The organism is Desulfobacter postgatei 2ac9, from assembly GCF_000233695.2.
In the GTDB taxonomy this organism is placed as follows: domain Bacteria; phylum Desulfobacterota; class Desulfobacteria; order Desulfobacterales; family Desulfobacteraceae; genus Desulfobacter; species Desulfobacter postgatei.
The window spans coordinates 452,680-473,344 of the sequence record NZ_CM001488.1 but is presented as its reverse complement, the minus strand read 5'-3'; the positions used below and the strand labels follow the sequence as shown (position 1 = coordinate 473,344).

The following is a 20,665-nucleotide window of genomic DNA, read 5'->3' as shown; positions in this document are numbered from 1 at the left end:
TATTGTAAATTGAATTAATGAGATCGAATTGTTAGGTATTATCCGTAAAAAAATCAGCGGAGGGGGAACTCATTGATCCTGTATGTCATTGTCTGCTTTTCCGGCGTCAATGATGACACCGCGGGAATGTTTTCCATCGATTTTAATCAGCAGGGGACGATTCAAGCGCATGTGACGGATGAATCCCTCATCCCGGACAGTGCGGCAGCCGGCCAGGTTTTCCAAGTCGATGCGGTCGCAAGTTCCCGAATTCACGGTGATATAGGGAACACCGTGGGCAGTGATGGTGTTAAAAAAATGGGAGCCCCATGAGGCATCGGCATGGATGGTGCCGTCCCGGATTTCCACGATGGCACCGGCACCGGAGATCTGCTGCCAGTCCACAGGGATGCCCAGCCAAGGATCCGATGACCCCCATCGCCCCGGACCGGCCAGCAGAAACCGGCGGTTGGTTTTGGCCAGTTCCGCATTAATGCGGCTGATCTGCTGTGCCATATCCGGGGTCTTACCCCCCTCAAAAACTTCCGGGTTGACATAGATGATGTCCCGGATGGTGTCCAGGGTGCCGTTTCCCAGAGCCGAGGTGGAGACGCAGACGGCTTCGTCAAGATCTGCTCTGGTGATCAGGCTGGTGTCCCGTGGACTTGACATGGGCCGGACCTGGAGCAGGGAAATTTTCCAGGGTCCGCCTGATCTGTCCGGGAGGTCGGCGGTAAACTCCAGCTCTATTGGGCCGCCGGCAGCATGAGCCAAAGCTGTCATGAGATCGTTCACCAGGGCGGTAAGGGGCGGGGCCCCGTATTTCAGAACCTGGGCAAAAGTGATCACTTTAGGGCCTCGACAGTACCAAGTATCTCGAATTCGGTCCTCTAAAGGCATATAGGTGGAGGCCAGGGTTTTGACCGGGGCCTCATTTAAAGCCTGGGACAGATCCCGACGTTCCAGGTTGGAACAAATCCCGAAGCACAGGGTCTCGGGGTAGCCTGTCATTCTGAGTGCATAAAAACGATTTTGTGTTTTTTCCAGAAAATCACGGGTTCCGGAAAATTGGGGCGTGGCCTGGGGATGCTTGGGGAAAACCCTGAAACTCTGCTCCCCCTGGGCCAGGGTATGGCCTAAACCCAGTGCCAGGTTCAAGACACCCTCATCGGCTTTGGCATTGGCCGCAGGGTAAAAATTCAAGGAATGGGCCGTGCCCGAAATGGCCGGGTAGAAAAAATCTCCGTGCCGGCTGCCGGCTGTTTCCTGGATCATAACGGCCATACTGTCCCTGAAGGGGTGAGTCGTTGTGCTGCGTATAAAAGCCCTCGCATTTTTATAGTATGCAGAGGCATAGACCAGCTTGACTGCGGTCGCAAGATGGGACAACCGGAGATCAGGGTCGGCATGGTTGTTGGGGATCATGTAAGTTTTGTACAACCCGGCGCAGGGATGGGTCACGGCATCTTCCAGAAGGCTGGAGGAGCGAACTGCCAGAGGGGCACACGTACCGGCCAGATAGGTTTGCAAATGCCCGAGCACCTCCCCGGTCAAAGGGGCGTCAATGAATGCCTGGACCAGATCCGCCAGGGGGCGGCCGGTAAATCTTGCCAATCCGTTGTCACGGACAAAATCCTCAAAAATGTCTGTGCAGAGGATCAGAGAATCAGGGATGTTGACGGTCATTTCCGAATAGACAGCTACAAGGTCGGGACGGCGGTTAAGGGTCTGGGCCAGAAAGGCCAGGCCCCTGGCCTTACCACCGATGGATCCGTTTCCGATTCTGGTAAACCCGGCAGGGCATGTTTGCACAGGATACGGGTCTTTGGGAAGGGTGTTTCGCCCCCCAACCGGGCGGTTCGCTGTCAGGCTGCGGAAAAACTCATGGAGGTTGGGGCCCAGATGTTTGGCATTTTTATCCAAAAAAGGCGCCGGGATGCTTTCCGCCCTTGTTTTGTTTGCAGATTCCGCACTCATGAGCATAATGGGAAGTTCGGGCATTTCCCTGTGAATGGTTGACAGGATGTCAATCCCGGCCCCGGACGCTTCTCTTCCCTGCCAGGGAAGCCGGGTATCGGAAAGGACACATTCAAGGCGGTTTCCCAATTCACGGAACCGGGCCATGGCTGTTTCATGAGACCCGGCCAGGACAAGCCTGGGAGGCCTGGCCCCCGGAAAAGCCGTATCTATGCCTTTGTATACCGCGGGAAGGAAAAACGAGGCGTATTCAAGGCTGTCCTCCACCAGTAGAACTGCACGGCGGGTGGTATCCTTGCAGCGCTGGTCCTCAATGAAGCGGACCATGGCATGGAAAACCTCAGGTGTCCCGGACCAGATAAAGATGTGATCCGCATCCCGTTCCAAAGACCGGTTTTTGCAGTGGCCCGGTGGCGCCAGAAGAATGACCGGCAGGCCGGGGCAAAGTCCCTTGAGGTGCTGTATCGTGATCTCTGTTTTGTGATCCAGAGTCTGCATTTCAATGAAAACGAGGTTAAAATCTGCCTTGCCGAGCAGTGCGGCAGCCTCTTCCATGGAAACAGCGTAGGTGATCTTCCAGGGGGATGGGTGAATATCCGCTTTGAGTCCCGGCAATTGGTAAGGCGCGGAAACAAATAGAATACTCCTGACCTGAATACCAGGGGAGTGTGAATTTTCAGGTCTGACTTTTATTTTTTCGGTAATTTTATCCATTTTCTATTCGCTTCGGCCCATTTAAAAACCCTAACCACGATAAAAATGCGATGTTTTGCATTTGGTTTATATTAAAAGTGTTTATTTGAATATCAAAAATAAAACAACGCGATAAAAATCATATAAAAATGCGTATAAAATAATAGTGGTTGTAAGGTTTTGCAGGCAAAGCAAACCGGTCTAAAGCCAGGCCGAACGGCGATCTTGGAAAGCATACGAGGTTTTGCTGAAAGGGACTGAATCGGCTGCTCAGGCAGCCTCCCAGCCTGAAAAAGGAGCAAAAAAAATCAAACAGTCACTACCCGGTTCAGTATGATTCGTACCCATGGAAGCTTTCCAATACCGTTATGCCATAGCCTTCACCGATACCTGCGAGCTGCAAATAGCATGGCTCATGATTCTTTAAATCAGGGAAAAGGCAATTTAACAGGGCATAAAATTGACTGTTGCAATTTTCTACAGGGAATGTTTAAGCTCCAATGTTCCTGGAGAACACACAGATTTTAAGGGCATGGTGCAAGCACGATAACTAAGGATTTATAGACATAAAATGGATAAAAACCAATTAAAAGCATTAGCAGTTAAATACTGTCTTGAAGATTTGACTGATTCCTCAAAACCTGGAACTTTCCTTTCTAACCTAATTCGCCGCTTAGAATTGGCTCCGGATTTTATACCTGAAATAACAAAAGAATATTTAGAAAAGGCTAAACTCAAGAGTCTATTAAGATATGCTTGTAAACAACTTTCATTTGATGAATATTTGGAAAATGCCCGATCTGAACAAAAAAAAAGGGTTAAGCAAGAAACAATAAAGGCTGAAAAAAATAGAAAACGAACATTAGTCAAAAGATTATTTCAAAAGTATGATTTGCCTGTGTCATCAGTCGAGAAGGCTGATTACCAAAAATTGAAAACCATCATTGAAAAAGTAGACCAGGGTTCAAGACTTGATCAAAAGGAAATCATATGGCTTATGATAGCTCGGAAAGGGAACTACTATGGGTACTACACTCATAGACTTCGAGAAAAATATCATAAAAATGAAGCAGATTTTTTTTCAATGGAATTCAAAAAAACGAAAAACCCTTGGGATGCAATAAATGCAAGCAGCCACTTTCGAAAGTGCGGTCAATCAAAAAAAGCAAACACGTTTTTGGAGAAGATCAATGATACAATTTTAAAAACAAAAAAAGTAAACTCCGCGTTCAAAACGACTTTCGGAGGAGTGAAAAGAGATTTAAAAGAATTTGATGAAGCTTTGTCTTTTGGAAATCAAGCCCATATTCTTACACCAAATAATTTTCGACCTTGTACTCTTTTAGGAGCTGTCAATATGGAGCTTGGCAAATATGAAGAAGGACAATCATGGTATGAAAAGGCCAGAAAGCTTGGTGCTCCTCAAAAATTAATAGATGATGATCTCCGCAGTATCTTGATGCGATCCGACAAATCTAAACGTAAGGATTTGGCTAAATTTTTGTATAAGAATGATCCTGATAGATATAGTTGGGTAAAAAATATATTAAATAGTTCGCAGTCTTCAAAAATCAATTCAATAACGGATAAAATTGATTCTGACGCTCAATAGAGATTATTATCCAACCGTTTAAGCATGGGATGGTGAAAATTATACTGGTCTCTCGCACGTTCTGTATATGTGGTAAAATAATAGTTGCGAACAATTTAACGGGAGACCTGAGATTATTTTTTAAATCAAAATTGTCATTATCAACGAAAGGGGGGTGGCAATTTTCCTTCAAGCACCAATTAAAAAAACAGGAGTAGATTATATGGCAAACAAAAAAGAAAACCATATTCAGAAAGTATTGGAAGAGCAACAGTCCCGACAGGCCGGTTACAGGGAGCGTGCACTTAAGATGTTCCCCTGGGTCTGTGCCCATTGTGGCCGTGAGTTTGAAGGCAAACGAGTCAAGGAACTCACTATTCACCATAAAGACCATAACCACGACAACAACCCGCCTGATGGGAGCAACTGGGAATTACTGTGTATCTATTGCCACGACAACGAACATTGCCGGGACCAGGTCGCCGATGCCTATTCCGATGAAGTGGCCGGGAGCACCTCAGACTCCTGGGGCACCACCAATCCTTTTGCCGGGCTTGGCGACATGCTCAAAGGCAAATTGTAATTTTACTGTCTGCCTGGGGATTGGGATGACTGTAGATATTACCGGACACGTTCCCGGGTCGGTCATTTTATGCGAGGGAAAAATCAGGGGCCATGAACCATTTCACACAAAAAATTGTATCATCTCTGGGGAATTTTGAAAATTCGCTCTCCCCCGAATCATTAGGTGTGAGCTTTGTTCAAATTTTTCCCCACCCAACAAGCGCTAAGACTTGCAAACCCTTTTAAATTTGTATACGTTTAACCTGGGGTGTCTAAAGCATTCCGGTCAATTTCAGCAGGCCCAAAAATTGAATAAAAAACTATTGACCATAAAAGAAATTATCAAGATTTTGTATTCTATTTTCGGTTGAAATTAAATGGTTTGACAATGATGACGGCCCCACAGACCTAAAACTGAAATGACGAATGCGACTTAGAGCTTTCCATGAGATAAATGAAATTCAACTGACCTAAATGAAGGACTTTATGTTTGAATCTGCCGAATTGGGACATAAGATACCAAAATCAGAATACAAAAAAGAAGAGCCTGCCCTGCGTGAAGAACTTCTCAACGTGCAGTTGGAATTGAACGAATCATCCTCTTTTCCAGTAATTATCCTGGTCGGCGGATTGGACGGTGCAGGGCGCGGGGCCACAGTGAATCTGTTGAACGAATGGATGGATCCGCGCTTTATTCAAACTCACGGCATGGGCGACCCCACGGACGAGGAACTGGATCGACCTATGATGTGGCGGTTCTGGAGAGCCCTGCCGCCAAAAGGTAAAATTGGTGTTTTCCTGGGGTCATGGTACACATGGCCGATTCTGAACAGGGCCTATGGCAGAACAAATGATGCGGATCTGGAACAGAGCATGGGCCGGGCAATAAAGTTAGAAAAGATGTTGGTAAATGAGGGTGCACTGGTCATTAAATTCTGGTTTCATCTTTCCAGGGAAGAGCAGAAAAAACGACTGCAATCGCTTGAGAAAGACCCATTGACCCGTTGGAAGGTCACTAAGCGTGACTGGAAGCATTTCAAGAACTACGACAAGTTTCGTGAAGTTCACGAAAAGGTTATTCGTCAGACCTCAACCGCTGAAGCGCCCTGGCTTATCATTGAAGGATCGGATGCCCGCTACCGCAACTTAACCGTCGGCAAGCTTATCCTTACCGCGATTCGGGAACGATTGGACAGGGATGCTCAGCCTTCTCCGGAAATCCTCTCGCCTCCTCTTATGCCGTCCATTGATAATGTCAACGTGCTGAAAACATTAGATATGACGCAATCCCTAACGAAGGAGGAGTACCGGGAAAAGTTGATAAAATACCAGAGAAAACTGAACCTGCTGATCAGGGATCCAAAGTTTAAATACACCTCGGTCATAGCCGTGTTCGAGGGAAATGACGCCGCAGGAAAGGGAGGGGCCATACGTCGTATCACAGGGGCGCTTGATGCACGCGGGTATCAGGTTATCCCCATTGCCGCACCGACAGAGGAAGAAAGAGAGCAGCCCTATCTCTGGAGATTCTGGCGGCATCTGCCCCGTAAAGGCCGCGTAACTATATTTGACCGCTCCTGGTATGGCCGAGTACTGGTGGAACGGGTGGAGCAATTCTGTTCGGAGGCTGACTGGATGCGGGCCTACAATGAAATCAACGAGTTTGAGTTACAGATCACCCGCCATCGCATGGTGGTGGTCAAGTTCTGGTTGGCTATCACTCAAGAAGAGCAGCTGGAAAGATTTCATACCAGAGAGCAAACCGGCTTCAAGCGGTTCAAAATCACGGAAGAAGACTGGCGTAATCGAAAAAAATGGGAACAGTACGAACTGGCGGTTACGGATATGGTGGACAGGACCAGCACAGATTATGCCCCATGGACCCTGATAGAGGCCAATGATAAATATTTTGCCCGTATCAAAGTACTCAAGACATTGTGTACAGCAATTGAGGCCAAGCTCAAGGACCTTTACGAGGAAGGCGTCGATTATCTGGAAAAGCCAAAGAAAAAAAAATGAGAAAAAAGAGAAGAGGTTAAAATTATTCATATTTAGCCCGGCCCTAAAACGCCCGGCATTTATATCGTCGTACTCCGGGGTGCGGGCCATTATAAATACGGTTACCGCATGACCTGGTTTTCCATGGCCGGGGTTATGTTGTCCCTCAGCCTCAATCGGTACTATGAACCCCTCCGACTCCCAATACAGCCATGGAATTTCGGATATCCTTATATCCATCAGTTAACGGCCCTTCACCGTAACCGCATTGGGTCTCCCGCACTGCACTGCAATTCTTCCGACACATGCCATCCCTGCTACCCCGGAAGATCACCTGAAAGGATTTGCGTTTTCTACTCCCAGGCACTACGGCCTTCCCTTGATGTCCAAAAGGTCGGCATCTTCAATTAGTTGACGAGGCTACATATAGGTTCACTTTCGTTACGGCCTGCATCTTTGCCCATAAGAAACTTACAACCCCTGGTTACCCAGACGCTGCTTCCCGGTGCTAAGAAGGCGTACGGATAATTCCTCCTTCAGGACTTTAACCTGTTAGAACTACAGTTGTTACGGCATACGGACACCTTACTCATTGTTCTTTCGACCAGTTTTTTTTGCGCCTCAGCCGCCTGTCTAAAATAGCTTCCAAATATTTTACAAAAGTCGTTTGAACGGTCAGTCGGTCCGTTCATGTTTTCTGAATAATTCAATTTCAGATTTATGAATATCAGAAAATAAAAACTCTCTCCAGGGGATATTGACAATCTCAAGCAGGGTGATCAACGACAATTATTTTTTTCCCTCAACGACAATTAAAATTCCCGTTCCCCATTCTTTATAACCTGTTTATTTTGTATTTGTTTTCCATTATTCCCTTGCTATTTTTTGTAACATTGATAATATCCCCCACCCCAGCCCGGAGGATAGGGCAACTGCTGGGAAGCACCCCGAGCGCCGTGACTGGTGACGAAGACATGGGGGGCAGTATGCACTTTACTGTATGCTGTCCTTCCCCCCCCATGTTTTTGTCTTTAATGCGTAAAATCCTCGCGCCCTAGCGCGAAACAAATACTCCGTAGGGCCGCCGGAGGCATTGGGCCTTTCTTCATTTTTCTGGTTGGTACTTAAAACCCGCTTCAATCAGTATATATTCCAAAACTATCCCAACCTCACCTCTTCTTTTGAGTTCATCAAGCATCCACTGCTGGATTCGTGCATTTACAGGAACCCGCTTTAGATGTGTCGGCAATTTGGGTTTTGGTTTTCCTCTATATCCGCCACGCATACAGTCTCCTTTAAAAAACACCCGAAAGCTCTGCTATGAAAGAACCATAGATAAATGTATTACGCTTTACAAAAAATACAGGTGATTTTCGCATAAAAAAAAATGACTATTTATTATCCGCCTATTTTTAAACGGGATTGTTATAAAATCCGGTTCTGCCATGTGTTAAGCCATGGCGTGACAAGATACGCCCAATAGTGCTTAAAGAAGGTAATGGCTGGACATTCTCATCTTCCATGTCCTCCCTGATAACACGGGCACCACAATGAAGCCCATTATTGTATAAATGTAGCCGTATCATTTTGACAATTTCTACGATCTCTTCCCGGGTATACGGAGTATTCATTTCATGCACTAACATGATTCTGCCTCCTTTTTGGCCTGCTCCATACGATAGCTTTCAACATTCAATTCGAAGATAATGCTGTGGTGAACAAGCCTGTCAATAGCCGCAGCAGTTGTCATAGGGTCCTTAAAAATCTGTTCCCATTTAGAAAAGGGAAGATTGCTGGTGATCATCAGGCTGCCTTGTTCATACCGATCTGCCAGGAAGGTGAACAGAACTTCCATCTCTTCCCGGCTTTGCTGGACATATCCGATATCATCGATAATCACGGCATCAAATCTGGAAAGACTTTTGAGCTTTTTTGTCAACTCAAGTTCCCTTTTGGCGATCAGCAGATCCTGGACAAGATGGCTGCATGGGATGAAAAGGACCTGTTTTCCTTGTGCAATCAATTCATGACCAATGGCACATAACAGATGGGTTTTCCCGCTTCCAGGATTTCCAAAGGCCAAAATGTTTTCAGATTGATTTAAAAAAGAGCCGTCGATCAGTACATTCAAATGATTAGCGACCTTTATGGGAAGACGCTTTTTATCAAAATTCTCAAAGGTTTTCGAGGGTGGCAGCCTGGATGCCCTCAGGTTCCGTGCTATCCGGTTTTGCCAGCGCCCTTCACATTCAAGATTCAGCAACTGCAAAAGATAGTGCTCATACCCCCATGACTCAGCCCGGGCCTGATCTGCCATTTCTTCATAGCTGCGGCGCATGGTCGGCATGTGCAGACTTTTAAGATGGTTTACAATCTGGTCTCTGTCGCTCATCATGCCTCCACCATTTTGAGAAGTTGGTCATAACTGCTTAAATCAATGGCCGGGATATGGATATCATCCGGCCCGGCAACAGGGGCATTAGATTTCATAAGCCGCTGGACCGCATCTTTGCTGATCTCATGGCCTTCATTAATTAAAATCGTCAAGGCATTGTCTACAGCCACTTCACTGTCTTTTGCGGCAAGGTATAGAATCTTCAGATATCTTGACGCAGCGCTTTGAACGGTATAGCGCTCTTTTAAGTAATCATACGCGATCCGAAAACGGCTGGTGGGGAACATGTCATTACGATATCGATAATTTTCAAACGCCCCCGGTTTTCTGACCAAACTGTCAATGATATGCCGGTAATTGACTTTGTACTTCCCTTCCCCCCGTAACCGCGGCAAGGTATCGACCTTTTTTTGCCCGTACCAGATTTCCAGGTATTCCATGTAAAGGCGGACCTGTATTTTTTCTCCTATAAGCCTGCTGTTCACTGAGTATACGTTGTGATTAACTCGTATGGTACAGCCGGGACCGACTTTGAGATCCAATTTTTTACATGAGTCGATTCGGGTTTTGGGTAGCCGATGCAAAATTTCAAGTTCTTTTGATAGGCGGTCTTTTCGCCCGGCATTCAGTTGGCCAAACAGTTTGGACAGAAAACACTCATATTCCTCCCGGTCTTTAAAATTCCGGTGGCCTTTTAACAGAAGGGACTGGTCAACAGCCTTTTTAAATCGATAATTGCGCTGCTCCACATCACCATTTTCATTGGGACTGGATGGGTTCGTTTTGCAAGGTGTCAGACCGTAATGGTCCATAAGATCCTGATACCTGCGGGTGAACTCTTCCGGATGGGTCTCCTTGTTAACAGCCGTCGCCAAACAATCTGTACGGTGACGATGGGGAACACCGCCCAAGTTCCATAAGGCATTTTGCAGGCCATGGCTCAGGCTTTCAAAACTTTCAGAAAAACATATGCTCCCGGTTTCCCAGTTAGAAAAGGTTAAAACAAAATGATAGATCATGTGATCAAAGGGAACGCCGCCTATGGTGACACCCAGCTTATCCATATGCGTGAAGTCAGACTGGCATAGTTCGCCTGGTTTATGTATTTGTGCAAAGAATATTTCTTTGCCTGGACCTTCTGTGGCCCGCCAATGCTTGATCCGTCGCTGCAGAGTCCTTAATTGACCATCGGCAAATCGGCCGGGCTGTTTGCGCTGCATATCCTCAAAAATGGTTTTGGCTTCCAACCCCGGATTTATTGATAACATTTCTTTGATACTATCCCATGCCTCTTCAAACGGATCTTTACGTGTACGCCAGTCGTGCTCCTGTTGAAGCTCGCTTGGTAATTTACCAATTTCACGGTACTTTCGAGCCGTCTTCTCATCCATACCTGCTTTCATTGCTGCGATCCCGAAATCCTTCTCAGATTGAATCAACTTGAACAACCTCCTCACTTGTTGGTTTGTTACCATCCAAATCACTCCTTCAGTAAAATTTGGATGCTTTTACCATTTTTTTGATTCTTTAAATTTCGGGAATTTTAATTGTCGTTCGGCGGGAATTATAATTGACGCTGATCAGCAGGGCTTGTTTTGACAAGAATCTCATCCTTTTTATCCATATGTGTGCCCCGACACTGCTCCATTTCCAATCATCAGGATATTTTGCAAGACCGGGGCGGTGATCAGGACCATTCCGACATCAAGGTTCAGATAGGCTTCGAACTCCTGATCGCTGAAAAATGTCTGTTGCCGTCTATTCCCTGTTTGTGTAATGTGATGAGGGAAAGTCGGAGCCACTGCACTGATCCGTGCAATGGTATAAATTTAAACAAATGCTTTAATTTCTGCCAATAAATAAGGTGTCCTCGAAATTTCTATCAGGAACCATTATCACCGCTTTGAATAGATTGGAGGGAGATTGTCATGACAGTGGGGTGGGCATATTTCAGAAAAGGCTGAGTATCATGCAAAAAAGCTCAAAAGTTTTTTGACGATAATCAGATTGAGGTAGGACAGGTGACGGATGCCGGGAAGGAAGGAATTGATCTGGAATCAGCTTGGGAGAGAATCAAACAGTATGACATCGTTCATATTGGGAAGGGCAAGAAGGTACTGACTTTTTCACCGGATGAAACAAATCGTGAAGAGATATTGAAATCGGCAATAGGCAGGTCAGGTAATCTTCGAGCACCAACCATAGAAATCGATAAGATGCTAATGATTGGTTACAATGATGAAATGTATCAAAGGGTTATGGATTAACGTATAAAAAGGGCCCGGCCTGCATTTTTTTCCAGATCTTTGTTGGTGGCCACAATCACACGCACGTCAATATTTTTAATCTCTGCCGACCGGGCTGAACTGAGTGGATTGACGGCAGGAACAAACCCTGATCCCAAGAGAGCCAGGGCCCTGTCCGAAAATATCAGCAAGACCCAGAGTGAGCTGAGAGCCAAGGCACAGCCGTACAACATTTCATTCCCATGGGCGGACAGACATACGGCCGGGGTGACGGGTATTGTGGCGGCCGGCAACGCAATCACGCTGCCAGATGCTGGTAGATCCTGTATGTAAACGAAAAGGGCAGGCGGATCGCTTGATCCGCCTGCCCTTTAATTCCTTTAATGGGAATACGTTCCAGATACGGAACGTATTCCGAACACCTATGGAACCAAAACCCGCTCCAGACGTTCCACCATGAAATCCATCTCCTCGTCATTGATGACCAGGGGCGGAGAAATACGAATGGTGTGACCGTGGCTGTCATTCACAACAACTCCTTCCTTCATCAGTTTGCGGCAGAACTCCATGGCATTGTTGTCTTTAACTTCAATGCCGATGAAAAGACCCAACCCCCGCACCTCTTTGACATAGGGAGAACGTTTGCCGATATCTTCAATGCGTTTCTTTAAACGGGCACCCTTTTGTGCGGACTGTTCATCCAGTTTTTCTTCCTGAAATACCTTCAGGGCTGCGATACCGGCCACACAGGCCAGGGGGTAGCCACCGAATGTGGAACCGTCAGACCCCTTGGAAAAAATCATATCCATAATTTCGGCGTTGGTCATGAAGACGGACAAGGGCACCAGTCCCCCGGAAAGGGCCTTGCCCAGAATTAAGCCGTCGGGCACAATGCTTTCGTGCTCAAAGCAAAACCGTTTGCCGGCACGACCCAATCCTACCTGGATTTCGTCACAGACCAGGAACAGGTCTTTTTCATCAGCCAGGGCCCTCAATCCTTTGAGAAAACCCCTGGGCGGGATAATCATACCGCCTTCACCCTGAAGGGGTTCCACAAGAATACCGCAGGTGTTGGGGGTGACCGCTTTTTCAACCGCGTCCAGATCCCCAAAGGGCACAGAGACAAAGCCCGGTGTTAAAGGACCGAATCCTTCACGGTATTTTTTGTTGGAAGAAAAGGAGACCACAGAAAGGGTACGGCCATGGAAATTTCTGTCAAACACAATGATTTCCTGCTTGCCGTCTTCAATTCCTTTTTGTTTGAATCCATAGTAGCGCATGGCTTTTATTGATGTTTCAACCGATTCCACACCACCGTTTTTGGCCAGGACCTTGTTGCCGTGCGCACCGAATCTGGGGCCAAGCTGAGGGGCAAAGGAGGCACATTCGGAAAGAAATATGCCCAAAGGGTCAGTGAAAACCACGTTGGAGATAACCGATGCATAATTGCCGGTCAGCGCGTTGATCAGGGCATTGGTAATCGTGGGATGATGGTGCCCCGGGTTGGCAGCCGAGTAGGCGGCCAGGCAGTCCAGGTATTTGTTTCCCTTATCGTCGGTGAGCCAGCAGCCTTCGGCGCGTCTGATCACCAGATTTATCCTGGTATAGTGATGGGCGCCGAAGTTGTTTTCCAGCTTAAAGATGGAATTGTCTGATTCCGTGGAGAACCCCCTGTAATTATGTATTTTCCTCATACTTGTCATGGGAACTCACCTTCATTACCGGAAACCTATATGACTGAAACGGTAAACGTGTGGACGCCTTCAATATTTTTCCGGGGCTCAAATTTTAACACTTCTCGTGTTGTGCGATTTTTAAGAAGCTGACGGATTCTTATCTTAGGAACGCTCTGCTTGTCTGTGTCCACTTTTGTCATCTTAATGGTGATGTTGTTTTCGTTTTTACGAAGACCACCGATCACGACCCCGGACCAACTCGCGGTGACCGGCTCCTGGGGGACCCCGTTGACCGTAACCTGAGCCTGGTAACCATAGCTGAATACATCAAGCAGAGCGGATGAATACGGCTTTGAAACTAGGGCCGGGGGCGGTTTTACATTCCCGTCCATGGCACACTCCTGTCGCAGATCTGACAGATAAAATCCTGTTTTCCGGCCATCATTCTGATACATTGGCTTGTCGCAATTCATGGTGGCGTCCACTTTCCATCCTGACTCCTTGACAAATTTAATGGCGCTGAAGGTCGCCATGGGGTTTCCGGAGGCGTCTTTTTTCCCTGAATCCCTGACATAGACAAGACTTGCATTGTCCCCTTTTTCAAGCACCCCGGCAAATTCCATTTTGGATATATCCGGGCTGTATTTTGCAAAACCTTTTATGATTTCAGGCGTTAACGACCGTTGTGCCGAAGCCAATTTGTTTTTTAAGCTGCAAAGGCTGAAGGAAGACATTGTCTTTTCAAGTTCCGATTCATTTCCTGACCTGCTGGCCTGAAGATAGTCATTCCAGGCCTTTTCCAAAGTGGGCTTTAAAGACTGGGCAAAAGCACAGTCAGCGGCCAGAATCCAAAGGCCTGTAAAAATTACCAGAAGAAGTGTGTTTATTCGTAACGCCATGTTTTAAATCCTCCATTTCCAAAGTTTTTTTTGTATCAAATTTTTTTTTATCGCCAAACTCATCCGACCATCAATTTTAAGGATAGGCACCCCCTTTTGTCAACCAAAGCATAAAATATTCAACTATTACAACAGTCCCGGCAGAAAGGTAATAATCCAGGGACACATCATAAGTAGAACAATACAAACCAGATAGGCCGGAAGAAAAAATGTAACACCCTTAAATACTTCATTTAAAGTACTGCCCTTGGCCATGCCCGCCACCACATAAGTAGTGGCACCCACAGGGGGTGTAACCGCGCCAAGGGTTGTAACCACGGTAATGAGAACGGCAAACCAGATGGGGTCGCAGCCGATCTGAGAGGCCACTGGGAAAAAGATGGGGATGGTGATCAGCAAAAGGGCCAGGGCATCCATGATGGCACCGCCAATGGCGTACATACCGAAAATTACAGCCAGGATCACGGGATCGGGAACGTTCAGATCCGCCACCCACGAGGCCATGTTAAATGGAATGCGGGTAATCGTTAAAAATTTACCCAGGATCATGGCCCCTGTGATAAGCATGATGACCATGCAGGAGACCCGCAAGGTATCCATGATAGCCTTTTTGAAATTTTCCCAGGAGAGTGTCCGCTGGACAAGGCTGATAACCAGAGCAAAAAAGGCCCCTGCCCCGCCGGCCTCTGACGGTGTGAAATATCCGGCGTACAACCCGGTCATGATCAGGAAAAACAGAATCAACATCTCAATGGCACCGGAAAGAGACCGGATGCGTTCGCCAAAACCCGACTTTGGACCGGCCGGGCCCCATTCGGGATTCAGACGGCAGACCACATAGACCGTGAGCAGCATCAACAGACACAAAAGAATGCCGGCCCCGATGCCACCGTAAAAAAGCCGGGCAATGGACTGTTCCGTGGAAAGGCCGATGATGATAAGCACCACGGAGGGCGGGATCACAACCCCAAGGGTGGAGCCGCAGGCAATCGACCCGCACGAGAGCATGGGTTTATACCTGAAATTGGACATCTGGGGAAATGCCACCGTGGTCATGGTCGCCGCCGTGGCCGTGTTCGACCCGCAGATGGAGGCAAAGGCTGCGCAGGCCATGATGGTGGCCATGGCAATGCCCCCCCGGATATGCCCTATCCATTTATACGCCGCCTTATAAAGGCGATCGTTGACCCCGGAATAAAAAGCGATCTGTCCCATGAACACAAACAAAGGGATCACGGTGAGCCCGTAATTGGAAAATACCGCCCAGAACTCCTGGCTGATCATGTTTACACCCGCATTAACGTTGAGAATATAGGAAAAGCCGCCAAAACCCACCAGGGCCATGGCAAAGCTTACGGGCATGCCGAACACGAACAGCAGCAACATCAGGCCGACGATCCCGAGGATGCCCACCAGGGTCAGGCTCATTTGGAATCCTTTAGAATAAACAGTTTAACCAGATCAATAAACAGCATGGCAGCCAGCAGAAAGCAGCCGAATGCCACGACAAAAGCAAAGGGATAGTATACCATTCTAAGGGTTTCCGATACCTCTCCTGTTTCAAAAAGGGTCATGCCCCGTCGGCCCACAAACCACGCAGCGGCAAAAAAAAAGAGGGTGCATAATCCGTTGTTCACGGCAAAAACGGCCTTTTTGACCCCCCGCGGAAACCGGCTTATCAAAATGTCCACATGGATATGCTCTCTTTTTTTCTGGGTAAAGCCCATGGCAAGGGCCGTGATCACGGCCCCTGCAAATCCCATGATTTCATAGGTGCCCCGGATGGGCACCCCGACCCTGCGCAGCACAATATTGCCCATGGTCAAAAGGATCATGAAGACCAGAATGATCCCGGCAATGATCCCGGCCCACCGGTTAAGCAAGTCACTTATTTTTTCAATGGTTTCCATGGGTATATTGCTATTTTGCGGCGTGTTTTTCAATAAGCGTTTTAATATCTTTTACAATCCGGTCTCCGGGCAGACCTTTTTCTTGGGCTGTTTTAATCCAGCTCTCCGTAATGGGGGCAAGCCGCGCATTCCACTCGGCCTTTTTCTCAGCAGAGAGCGTAATCACTTCCACCTGGTGTTCTTTCTTTGACCAGGCAATGGAATCACTGACATGCCGGTCCATGTATTCGCCGGTCCAGGCAGACTGCTCTTGGATCATGCCGTCCATGACCTGTTTCACATCGTCGGGCAGCTTGTCCCAGCTGCCTTTGTTCATGATTACGGCAAAAGGATAGATCACGGTGTCGGTGATGGTGATGTATTTGCAGATTTCAGCAAATTTAAGATCCTTCATCACCTCCAAAGAGGAAAACAGTCCCTTGACCACACCTTTCTGCAGGGCTTCGGGGGTGTCGGACATGGGCATACCCACCTGGTTGGCGCCCCAGGCTTTGAGAATCTGGGCCGCACCACCGGATGCACGCAGATCAAGGCCCTTGAGGTCGGAAAGTTCGGCCACCGGCGCTTTGGACATGATATTGGCAGGGGCTGTGACAAACATGGTCAACACCTTTACCTTGTCAAAAGCCTCGGGCTGGTATTTGTTATACAGATCTAAAAGCACAAGGCTGCCGGTCTTGGCGTCGGGAATGTTCAGGGGAAGACTTGTGGCATTGGTCACGGTGAAGCGGCCGGGCTGATAAGCCATGCAGATACAGCCGATGTCGGCCTGGCCGTTGATGACCCCGTCCATCATCTCTTTGGCACCCAAAAGCGTTCCGCCGGGAAAGGTGTTGATCTGTACGGCACCGTCGGTACGTTTTTCAATTTCGGTTTTCCATCTTTCCATCTGTACGCAGGGAAAGGTGGGGGCTGGGGGAAAATTGGCATAGTTCAGGCTCACTTTTTTGGCCTGGGCCGGGACAGGGCTTGTTCCGGAAACAAACGCAATTGCTGCCAGAACACAGAAAAATAATGATGCTTTTTTCATTGTAACTCCTTTGTCTTTCCCCGCAGGGAGTAGTAAATTTATTCAGATGGACGGTTATCAAACACCCGCTTGCTTTTTTTTTCAGTCCGGGGCAGGGTGCCGTAATCCACGATTTCAACCCGGGATCTGACCAGCAGTTTTTTACGAATCCGGCCGGACACCTGGTCGGCCAGGCCGCTCTCTTCTCCTGTGGCGGCATCATTGGTGCGCTCCACCCGGATGGTCATATAATCCCTGCCGTCGGCATCCTGGTTCAGGTGAATCTGGTACTCGCTGCCCACCCCGTCAATACCGCTTAGAATATCATCAATCTGGCTGGGATAGATGTTTACCGCCCTGAAGATAAACATGTCATCTGTACGCCCGGAAATTCTGGCATGCCGGGGAAAGGGGTTGCCGCAGGCGCAGGCCCCGGGAATCAGCCGGGTGACATCATGGGTGCGGTAGCGAATTAAAGGCGTACCCTGTTTTTTCAGGGTGGTGACCACAAGCTCTCCTTCTTCCCCGACGGGTAGGGGCTTGAGGGTTACCGGGTCAATCACCTCAAAAATAAAATGGTCGGCCCAGTAATGGATACCTGCATGCTCTGTGCAGTCAAGGCCGGTGCCGGGTCCGTAAAGCTCGGTCATGCCGTAGATGTCATGGATATGTTTGGCCCCGGTAATCTCCTGGATACGTTTGCGCATGGACGCGCTGTGGCGCTCGGCCCCTAAAATGATGGTTTTTAATTTGATTTTTTCCGTCAGTTTGCGCTTTTCAAGCTCTTCGGACAGGAGCAGGGCCATGGAAGCAGTGGCGCAGAAGACCGTGGATTCAAGATCCAACAGCATGTCAATGTGCATGTCCACATTAGCCGGACCTAGAGGCACAGCCATGGCGCCTAAACGCTCGCACCCGTTCTGAAAACCAACACCTGCAGTCCAAAGCCCATAGCCTACGGCAATCTGGACCCGGTCGAGTTTGGTGACACCGGCCAACTCATAACACCGGGCAAAAATATTGGCCCAGTTGTCCACATCCTCTTTTGTGTAGCACAAAATTTTTCTTTTACCCGTGGTTCCCGAAGATCCGTGGATTCGTACAATGTCGGACATCGGCACAGACCGCAAGGGAAAAGGATAGTCCTTAAGAAAGTCATGCTTGTCCGTAAAAGGCAGGTTTTCAAGATCATCAAGAGTTTTGACATCTTCGGGCCTGCAGCCTGCGGCTTCGAGCTTTTTTTTGTAATAGGGGCTGTTGTTATAGGCGTGGGCCACGGTCCATTTCAGACCCTGTTGCTGAATATCGGCGATCTGTTCGCCGGTTATGTTTAAAGGGATAAAACTCATTAAGTTACCTTTTTTGATATAGTTGCATGCCTGCCTCAAGCAGGCTTAGTACAGTTGTCGCCACTGCTGGTTTTGCCTGGAATTTCTCCTTGATCATTCGCGCAAGAGTGTCCGGGTTGAACAGATGGGTGTCATCTTTGATGGCACCCATGAAAAATCCCAGCATGGCTACATTTTCGCTGCGTACATTGCCGGCCTCTTCAGCCAGGGCAGTGGCATTTCCACAAAACACCCTGTACCTGTCATCTTCAACAGGATCCGGGCTGTTCACCACGGCCAACCCCCCGGGTTTGAGAAAATAGGAATGGTGGGCAAAACTTTCGGCTTTCAGGGCAATCAGCGCATCGGCAGTGGCAGGTCGGATCAGCGGTCCTGAGAAATCACCGATTTTAAGATAGGAAATTACATTTCCACCCCTTTGGGCCATACCGTGGGTTTCCGAGGTGAGTACGGGAAGATTGTCGGCCATGGCAGCGCCGGCCAGCAGTTTTGTAATAAAAAGAACACCCTGCCCGCCCAGACCTGAAATGATAATCTGCTGATTATTTAACATGATATTTACTCCTGATTTTCAAGGACAAGTGCGCCCTTGGGGCAGACAAATGAACAAACCGCGCATCCGGTGCAAAGGCCGGGGTCAATGCAGATCTGTTCAGTCTCTTTGTCCATGTTTAGGGCCGGGCATTCAAACTGGCTTATGCAATATCCGCAGCCGTCACAGACATCCCTATTTACGATTACTCGTTTAAAGGATGCTTTGAGTTCAGCCCTGTCCAAGTTAAGCAGGCACGGGTGTTCGGCAATCACCACGGCCGGACCGTTTTCTTTGCAATATGCGTTTGCCTCTTTGAGAATATCGATAAATGCCGGCAGATCATATGGGTCTGCAGTTTTAATGAAATTTACCCCGCAGCCTTTGACAATGGCAGGGATATTTACGGCAATGCAGGGATCTCCTGATGCGTCCCTGCCCGAGGCCGGTGTTGGCTGGTGGCCGGTCATGGCCGTGGTCCGGTTGTCCAGAATCACCAGGACATAAGGAATTTTTTTGGTGACGGTTTCAATCAATCCGGGAATACCGGAATGGAAAAATGTGGAGTCGCCAATGGTGGAAAAAACCGGCGGTTGTTTCTCGTTTTTGGCATAGGCAATGGTGAAACCGGCAGCCTGGCTGATACCTGCCCCCATACAGGTAACCGTGTCCACGGCCCCGAGATTGCAGCCCAGGGTGTAGCATCCGATGTCGCTGGTGAAGATCCCCTTGGGCGCGGCCTTTTTAATGGCAAAGAAGCTGGCACGGTGGGGGCAGCCTGCGCACAGGGTCGGACGCCGCCCGGGCAGCATGGTGATTTGCGGCGCCTGGTAATCTACACCCACAAAGGCGCAGATCCGTTCTTCCACATTTTCCGGCAATAGTTCGCCAGCCGGAGAGATAAAGCCCGTATTTTTCCCCTTCACCCGATTTTTATCTGCCAGCTGCATTTCAATGACGCCCCAGGTCTCTTCCAGCACCAGAATTTCATCGTAGCCGTCCATCTCATGGATAAAATCCGTGTGAAGGGGGAAAGGCTGAACGACTTGGTAGAGAGGAATATCCATATTTCTTTCTTTAATAATGTCCCGGGCATTGGCCGCCGCCACACCAGCTACGACAATGGCCTGTCCACGACCTTTGGCCGAGCCGGACACCAGCCGGGGGCGGGTGGGTTCGTAGTGTGCAATTTTGGCCAGTTTGGCCTCCAGTTCCTTGTGGAGCTGGAGCCGAAATTTTGGTGTTGCCGCCCATCTGCCCGGATTTTTTTCAAAGGCTGCCTGACGCAGCGTCATTTCAATTTTTTCCACATCCATACTCTGGCGGGAATGGCACACCCGGGTCGTGGGCCGCAGCATCACCGGAATCTCAAAGGCTTCGGACAAGTCAAAGGCGATACCGGCAAGTTCCGCAGCCTGGACCGGGGAGTCCGGATCCAGCACCGGCAGTTTGGCCATGACCGCCATTAAGCGTGAATCCTGTTCGGTCTGGGATGAGTGGGGGCCGGGATCATCGGCACTGATCACCAGAAAACCACCTTTCACGCCTAAGTATACGGAACTCATCAATGGGTCGGCAGCCACGTTCAGTCCCACCTGTTTCATGGCAACCGCGGTTCGAAGCCCTGCCTGGGCCCCTGCGTAAGCGGTTTCAAATGCCACTTTTTCATTCACTGCCCACTGGGCGTGAATATCAAGCTTCATCTCTTTTTTCAGGGAAACAACGGCGGACAGAATTTCCGAAGACGGGGTGCCGGGGTAGGCGCAGGCCATCTGGCAACCGTTTTTCAGCAGCCCATAGGCCAAAGCCTCGTTTCCCAGCATTAGTCGTTTTGTATTCATTTATTA

Annotated in this window: 16 protein-coding genes and 1 pseudogene; 5 read left to right on the top strand and 12 right to left on the bottom strand. The window is 48.5% G+C overall.

Features of this window, described 5'->3' with window-relative positions; translation table 11 throughout:
* Positions 1-69: 69 nt before the first annotated feature.
* Positions 70-2,670 (bottom strand): PEP/pyruvate-binding domain-containing protein, encoded by a 2,601-nt coding sequence (locus DESPODRAFT_RS02240; protein ID WP_004071064.1) that lies wholly within the window; start codon positions 2,668-2,670, stop codon positions 70-72.
* A gap of 550 nt (positions 2,671-3,220) precedes the next feature.
* On the opposite strand from DESPODRAFT_RS02240, the gene DESPODRAFT_RS18510 reads away from it, so the two are divergent.
* The 3 genes from DESPODRAFT_RS18510 (at position 3,221) to pap (ending at position 6,823) form a co-directional block, all read left to right on the top strand.
* Positions 3,221-4,261: a tetratricopeptide repeat protein gene (locus DESPODRAFT_RS18510; RefSeq protein ID WP_004071063.1), complete on the top strand. Its 1,041-nt coding sequence runs from the start codon at positions 3,221-3,223 to the stop codon at positions 4,259-4,261.
* Positions 4,262-4,463: 202 nt separating this feature from the next.
* Entirely contained in the window at positions 4,464-4,823 is a 360-nt protein-coding gene (locus DESPODRAFT_RS02230; RefSeq protein WP_004071062.1) for a YajD family HNH nuclease, read from the top strand.
* A 467-nt stretch (positions 4,824-5,290) separates the two neighbouring features.
* Complete coding sequence (gene pap / locus DESPODRAFT_RS02225; RefSeq protein WP_004071061.1) at positions 5,291-6,823, top strand: polyphosphate:AMP phosphotransferase; 1,533 nt, start codon at positions 5,291-5,293, stop codon at positions 6,821-6,823.
* A gap of 1,084 nt (positions 6,824-7,907) precedes the next feature.
* On the opposite strand, the gene DESPODRAFT_RS02220 is transcribed toward pap, so the two are convergent.
* The 3 genes from DESPODRAFT_RS02220 to istA all read right to left on the bottom strand — a co-directional run bounded on the left by DESPODRAFT_RS02220 (position 7,908) and on the right by istA (position 10,633).
* A complete protein-coding gene (locus DESPODRAFT_RS02220; RefSeq protein WP_004071059.1) occupies positions 7,908-8,087 on the bottom strand; it encodes a hypothetical protein in 180 nt (59 codons plus the stop codon).
* 354 nt (positions 8,088-8,441) lie between these two features.
* Complete coding sequence (gene istB, locus DESPODRAFT_RS02210) at positions 8,442-9,197, bottom strand: IS21-like element helper ATPase IstB (RefSeq protein WP_040015801.1); 756 nt, start codon at positions 9,195-9,197, stop codon at positions 8,442-8,444.
* On the bottom strand, positions 9,194-10,633 hold the full coding sequence (istA, locus tag DESPODRAFT_RS02205; protein ID WP_083843613.1) for an IS21 family transposase: 1,440 nt from the start codon (positions 10,631-10,633) through the stop codon (positions 9,194-9,196). The genes istB and istA overlap by 4 nt, the downstream gene beginning before the upstream one ends.
* Before the next feature lie 543 nt (positions 10,634-11,176).
* Between istA and DESPODRAFT_RS02195 the strand changes: the two are divergent.
* Positions 11,177-11,464: pseudogene (locus DESPODRAFT_RS02195) on the top strand (ArsC family (seleno)protein); the annotation flags it as partial.
* 45 nt (positions 11,465-11,509) lie between these two features.
* Positions 11,510-11,776: a hypothetical protein gene (locus DESPODRAFT_RS19825; RefSeq protein ID WP_157488392.1), complete on the top strand. Its 267-nt coding sequence runs from the start codon at positions 11,510-11,512 to the stop codon at positions 11,774-11,776.
* An 89-nt stretch (positions 11,777-11,865) separates the two neighbouring features.
* On the opposite strand, the gene DESPODRAFT_RS02185 is transcribed toward DESPODRAFT_RS19825, so the two are convergent.
* The 8 genes from DESPODRAFT_RS02185 to DESPODRAFT_RS02150 form a co-directional block, all read right to left on the bottom strand.
* Positions 11,866-13,146, bottom strand: a complete 1,281-nt coding sequence (locus tag DESPODRAFT_RS02185; protein ID WP_004071048.1) for an aspartate aminotransferase family protein — start codon at positions 13,144-13,146, stop codon at positions 11,866-11,868.
* A 26-nt stretch (positions 13,147-13,172) separates the two neighbouring features.
* Positions 13,173-14,018, bottom strand: coding sequence for a hypothetical protein (locus DESPODRAFT_RS02180; protein WP_004071046.1), 846 nt, complete (start codon positions 14,016-14,018; stop codon positions 13,173-13,175).
* A 126-nt stretch (positions 14,019-14,144) separates the two neighbouring features.
* Positions 14,145-15,446 carry a TRAP transporter large permease gene (locus tag DESPODRAFT_RS02175; protein ID WP_004071044.1) on the bottom strand — a complete coding sequence of 434 codons (1,302 nt, stop codon included), beginning with the start codon at positions 15,444-15,446 and terminating at the stop codon, positions 14,145-14,147.
* Positions 15,443-15,928, bottom strand: a complete 486-nt coding sequence (locus tag DESPODRAFT_RS02170; protein WP_004071042.1) for a TRAP transporter small permease — start codon at positions 15,926-15,928, stop codon at positions 15,443-15,445. Before DESPODRAFT_RS02170 ends, DESPODRAFT_RS02175 begins: the two co-directional genes overlap by 4 nt.
* Positions 15,929-15,938: 10 nt before the next feature.
* Positions 15,939-16,958, bottom strand: coding sequence for a TRAP transporter substrate-binding protein (locus DESPODRAFT_RS02165; RefSeq protein WP_004071040.1), 1,020 nt, complete (start codon positions 16,956-16,958; stop codon positions 15,939-15,941).
* A 38-nt stretch (positions 16,959-16,996) separates the two neighbouring features.
* A complete protein-coding gene (locus tag DESPODRAFT_RS02160) occupies positions 16,997-18,286 on the bottom strand; it encodes a phenylacetate--CoA ligase family protein (RefSeq protein ID WP_004071038.1) in 1,290 nt (429 codons plus the stop codon).
* Between the two features lie 4 nt (positions 18,287-18,290).
* A complete protein-coding gene (locus tag DESPODRAFT_RS02155) occupies positions 18,291-18,839 on the bottom strand; it encodes a 2-oxoacid:acceptor oxidoreductase family protein (protein ID WP_004071036.1) in 549 nt (182 codons plus the stop codon).
* A 5-nt stretch (positions 18,840-18,844) separates the two neighbouring features.
* Positions 18,845-20,659 carry a thiamine pyrophosphate-dependent enzyme gene (locus DESPODRAFT_RS02150; RefSeq protein ID WP_004071034.1) on the bottom strand — a complete coding sequence of 605 codons (1,815 nt, stop codon included), beginning with the start codon at positions 20,657-20,659 and terminating at the stop codon, positions 18,845-18,847.
* Positions 20,660-20,665 lie beyond the last annotated feature (6 nt).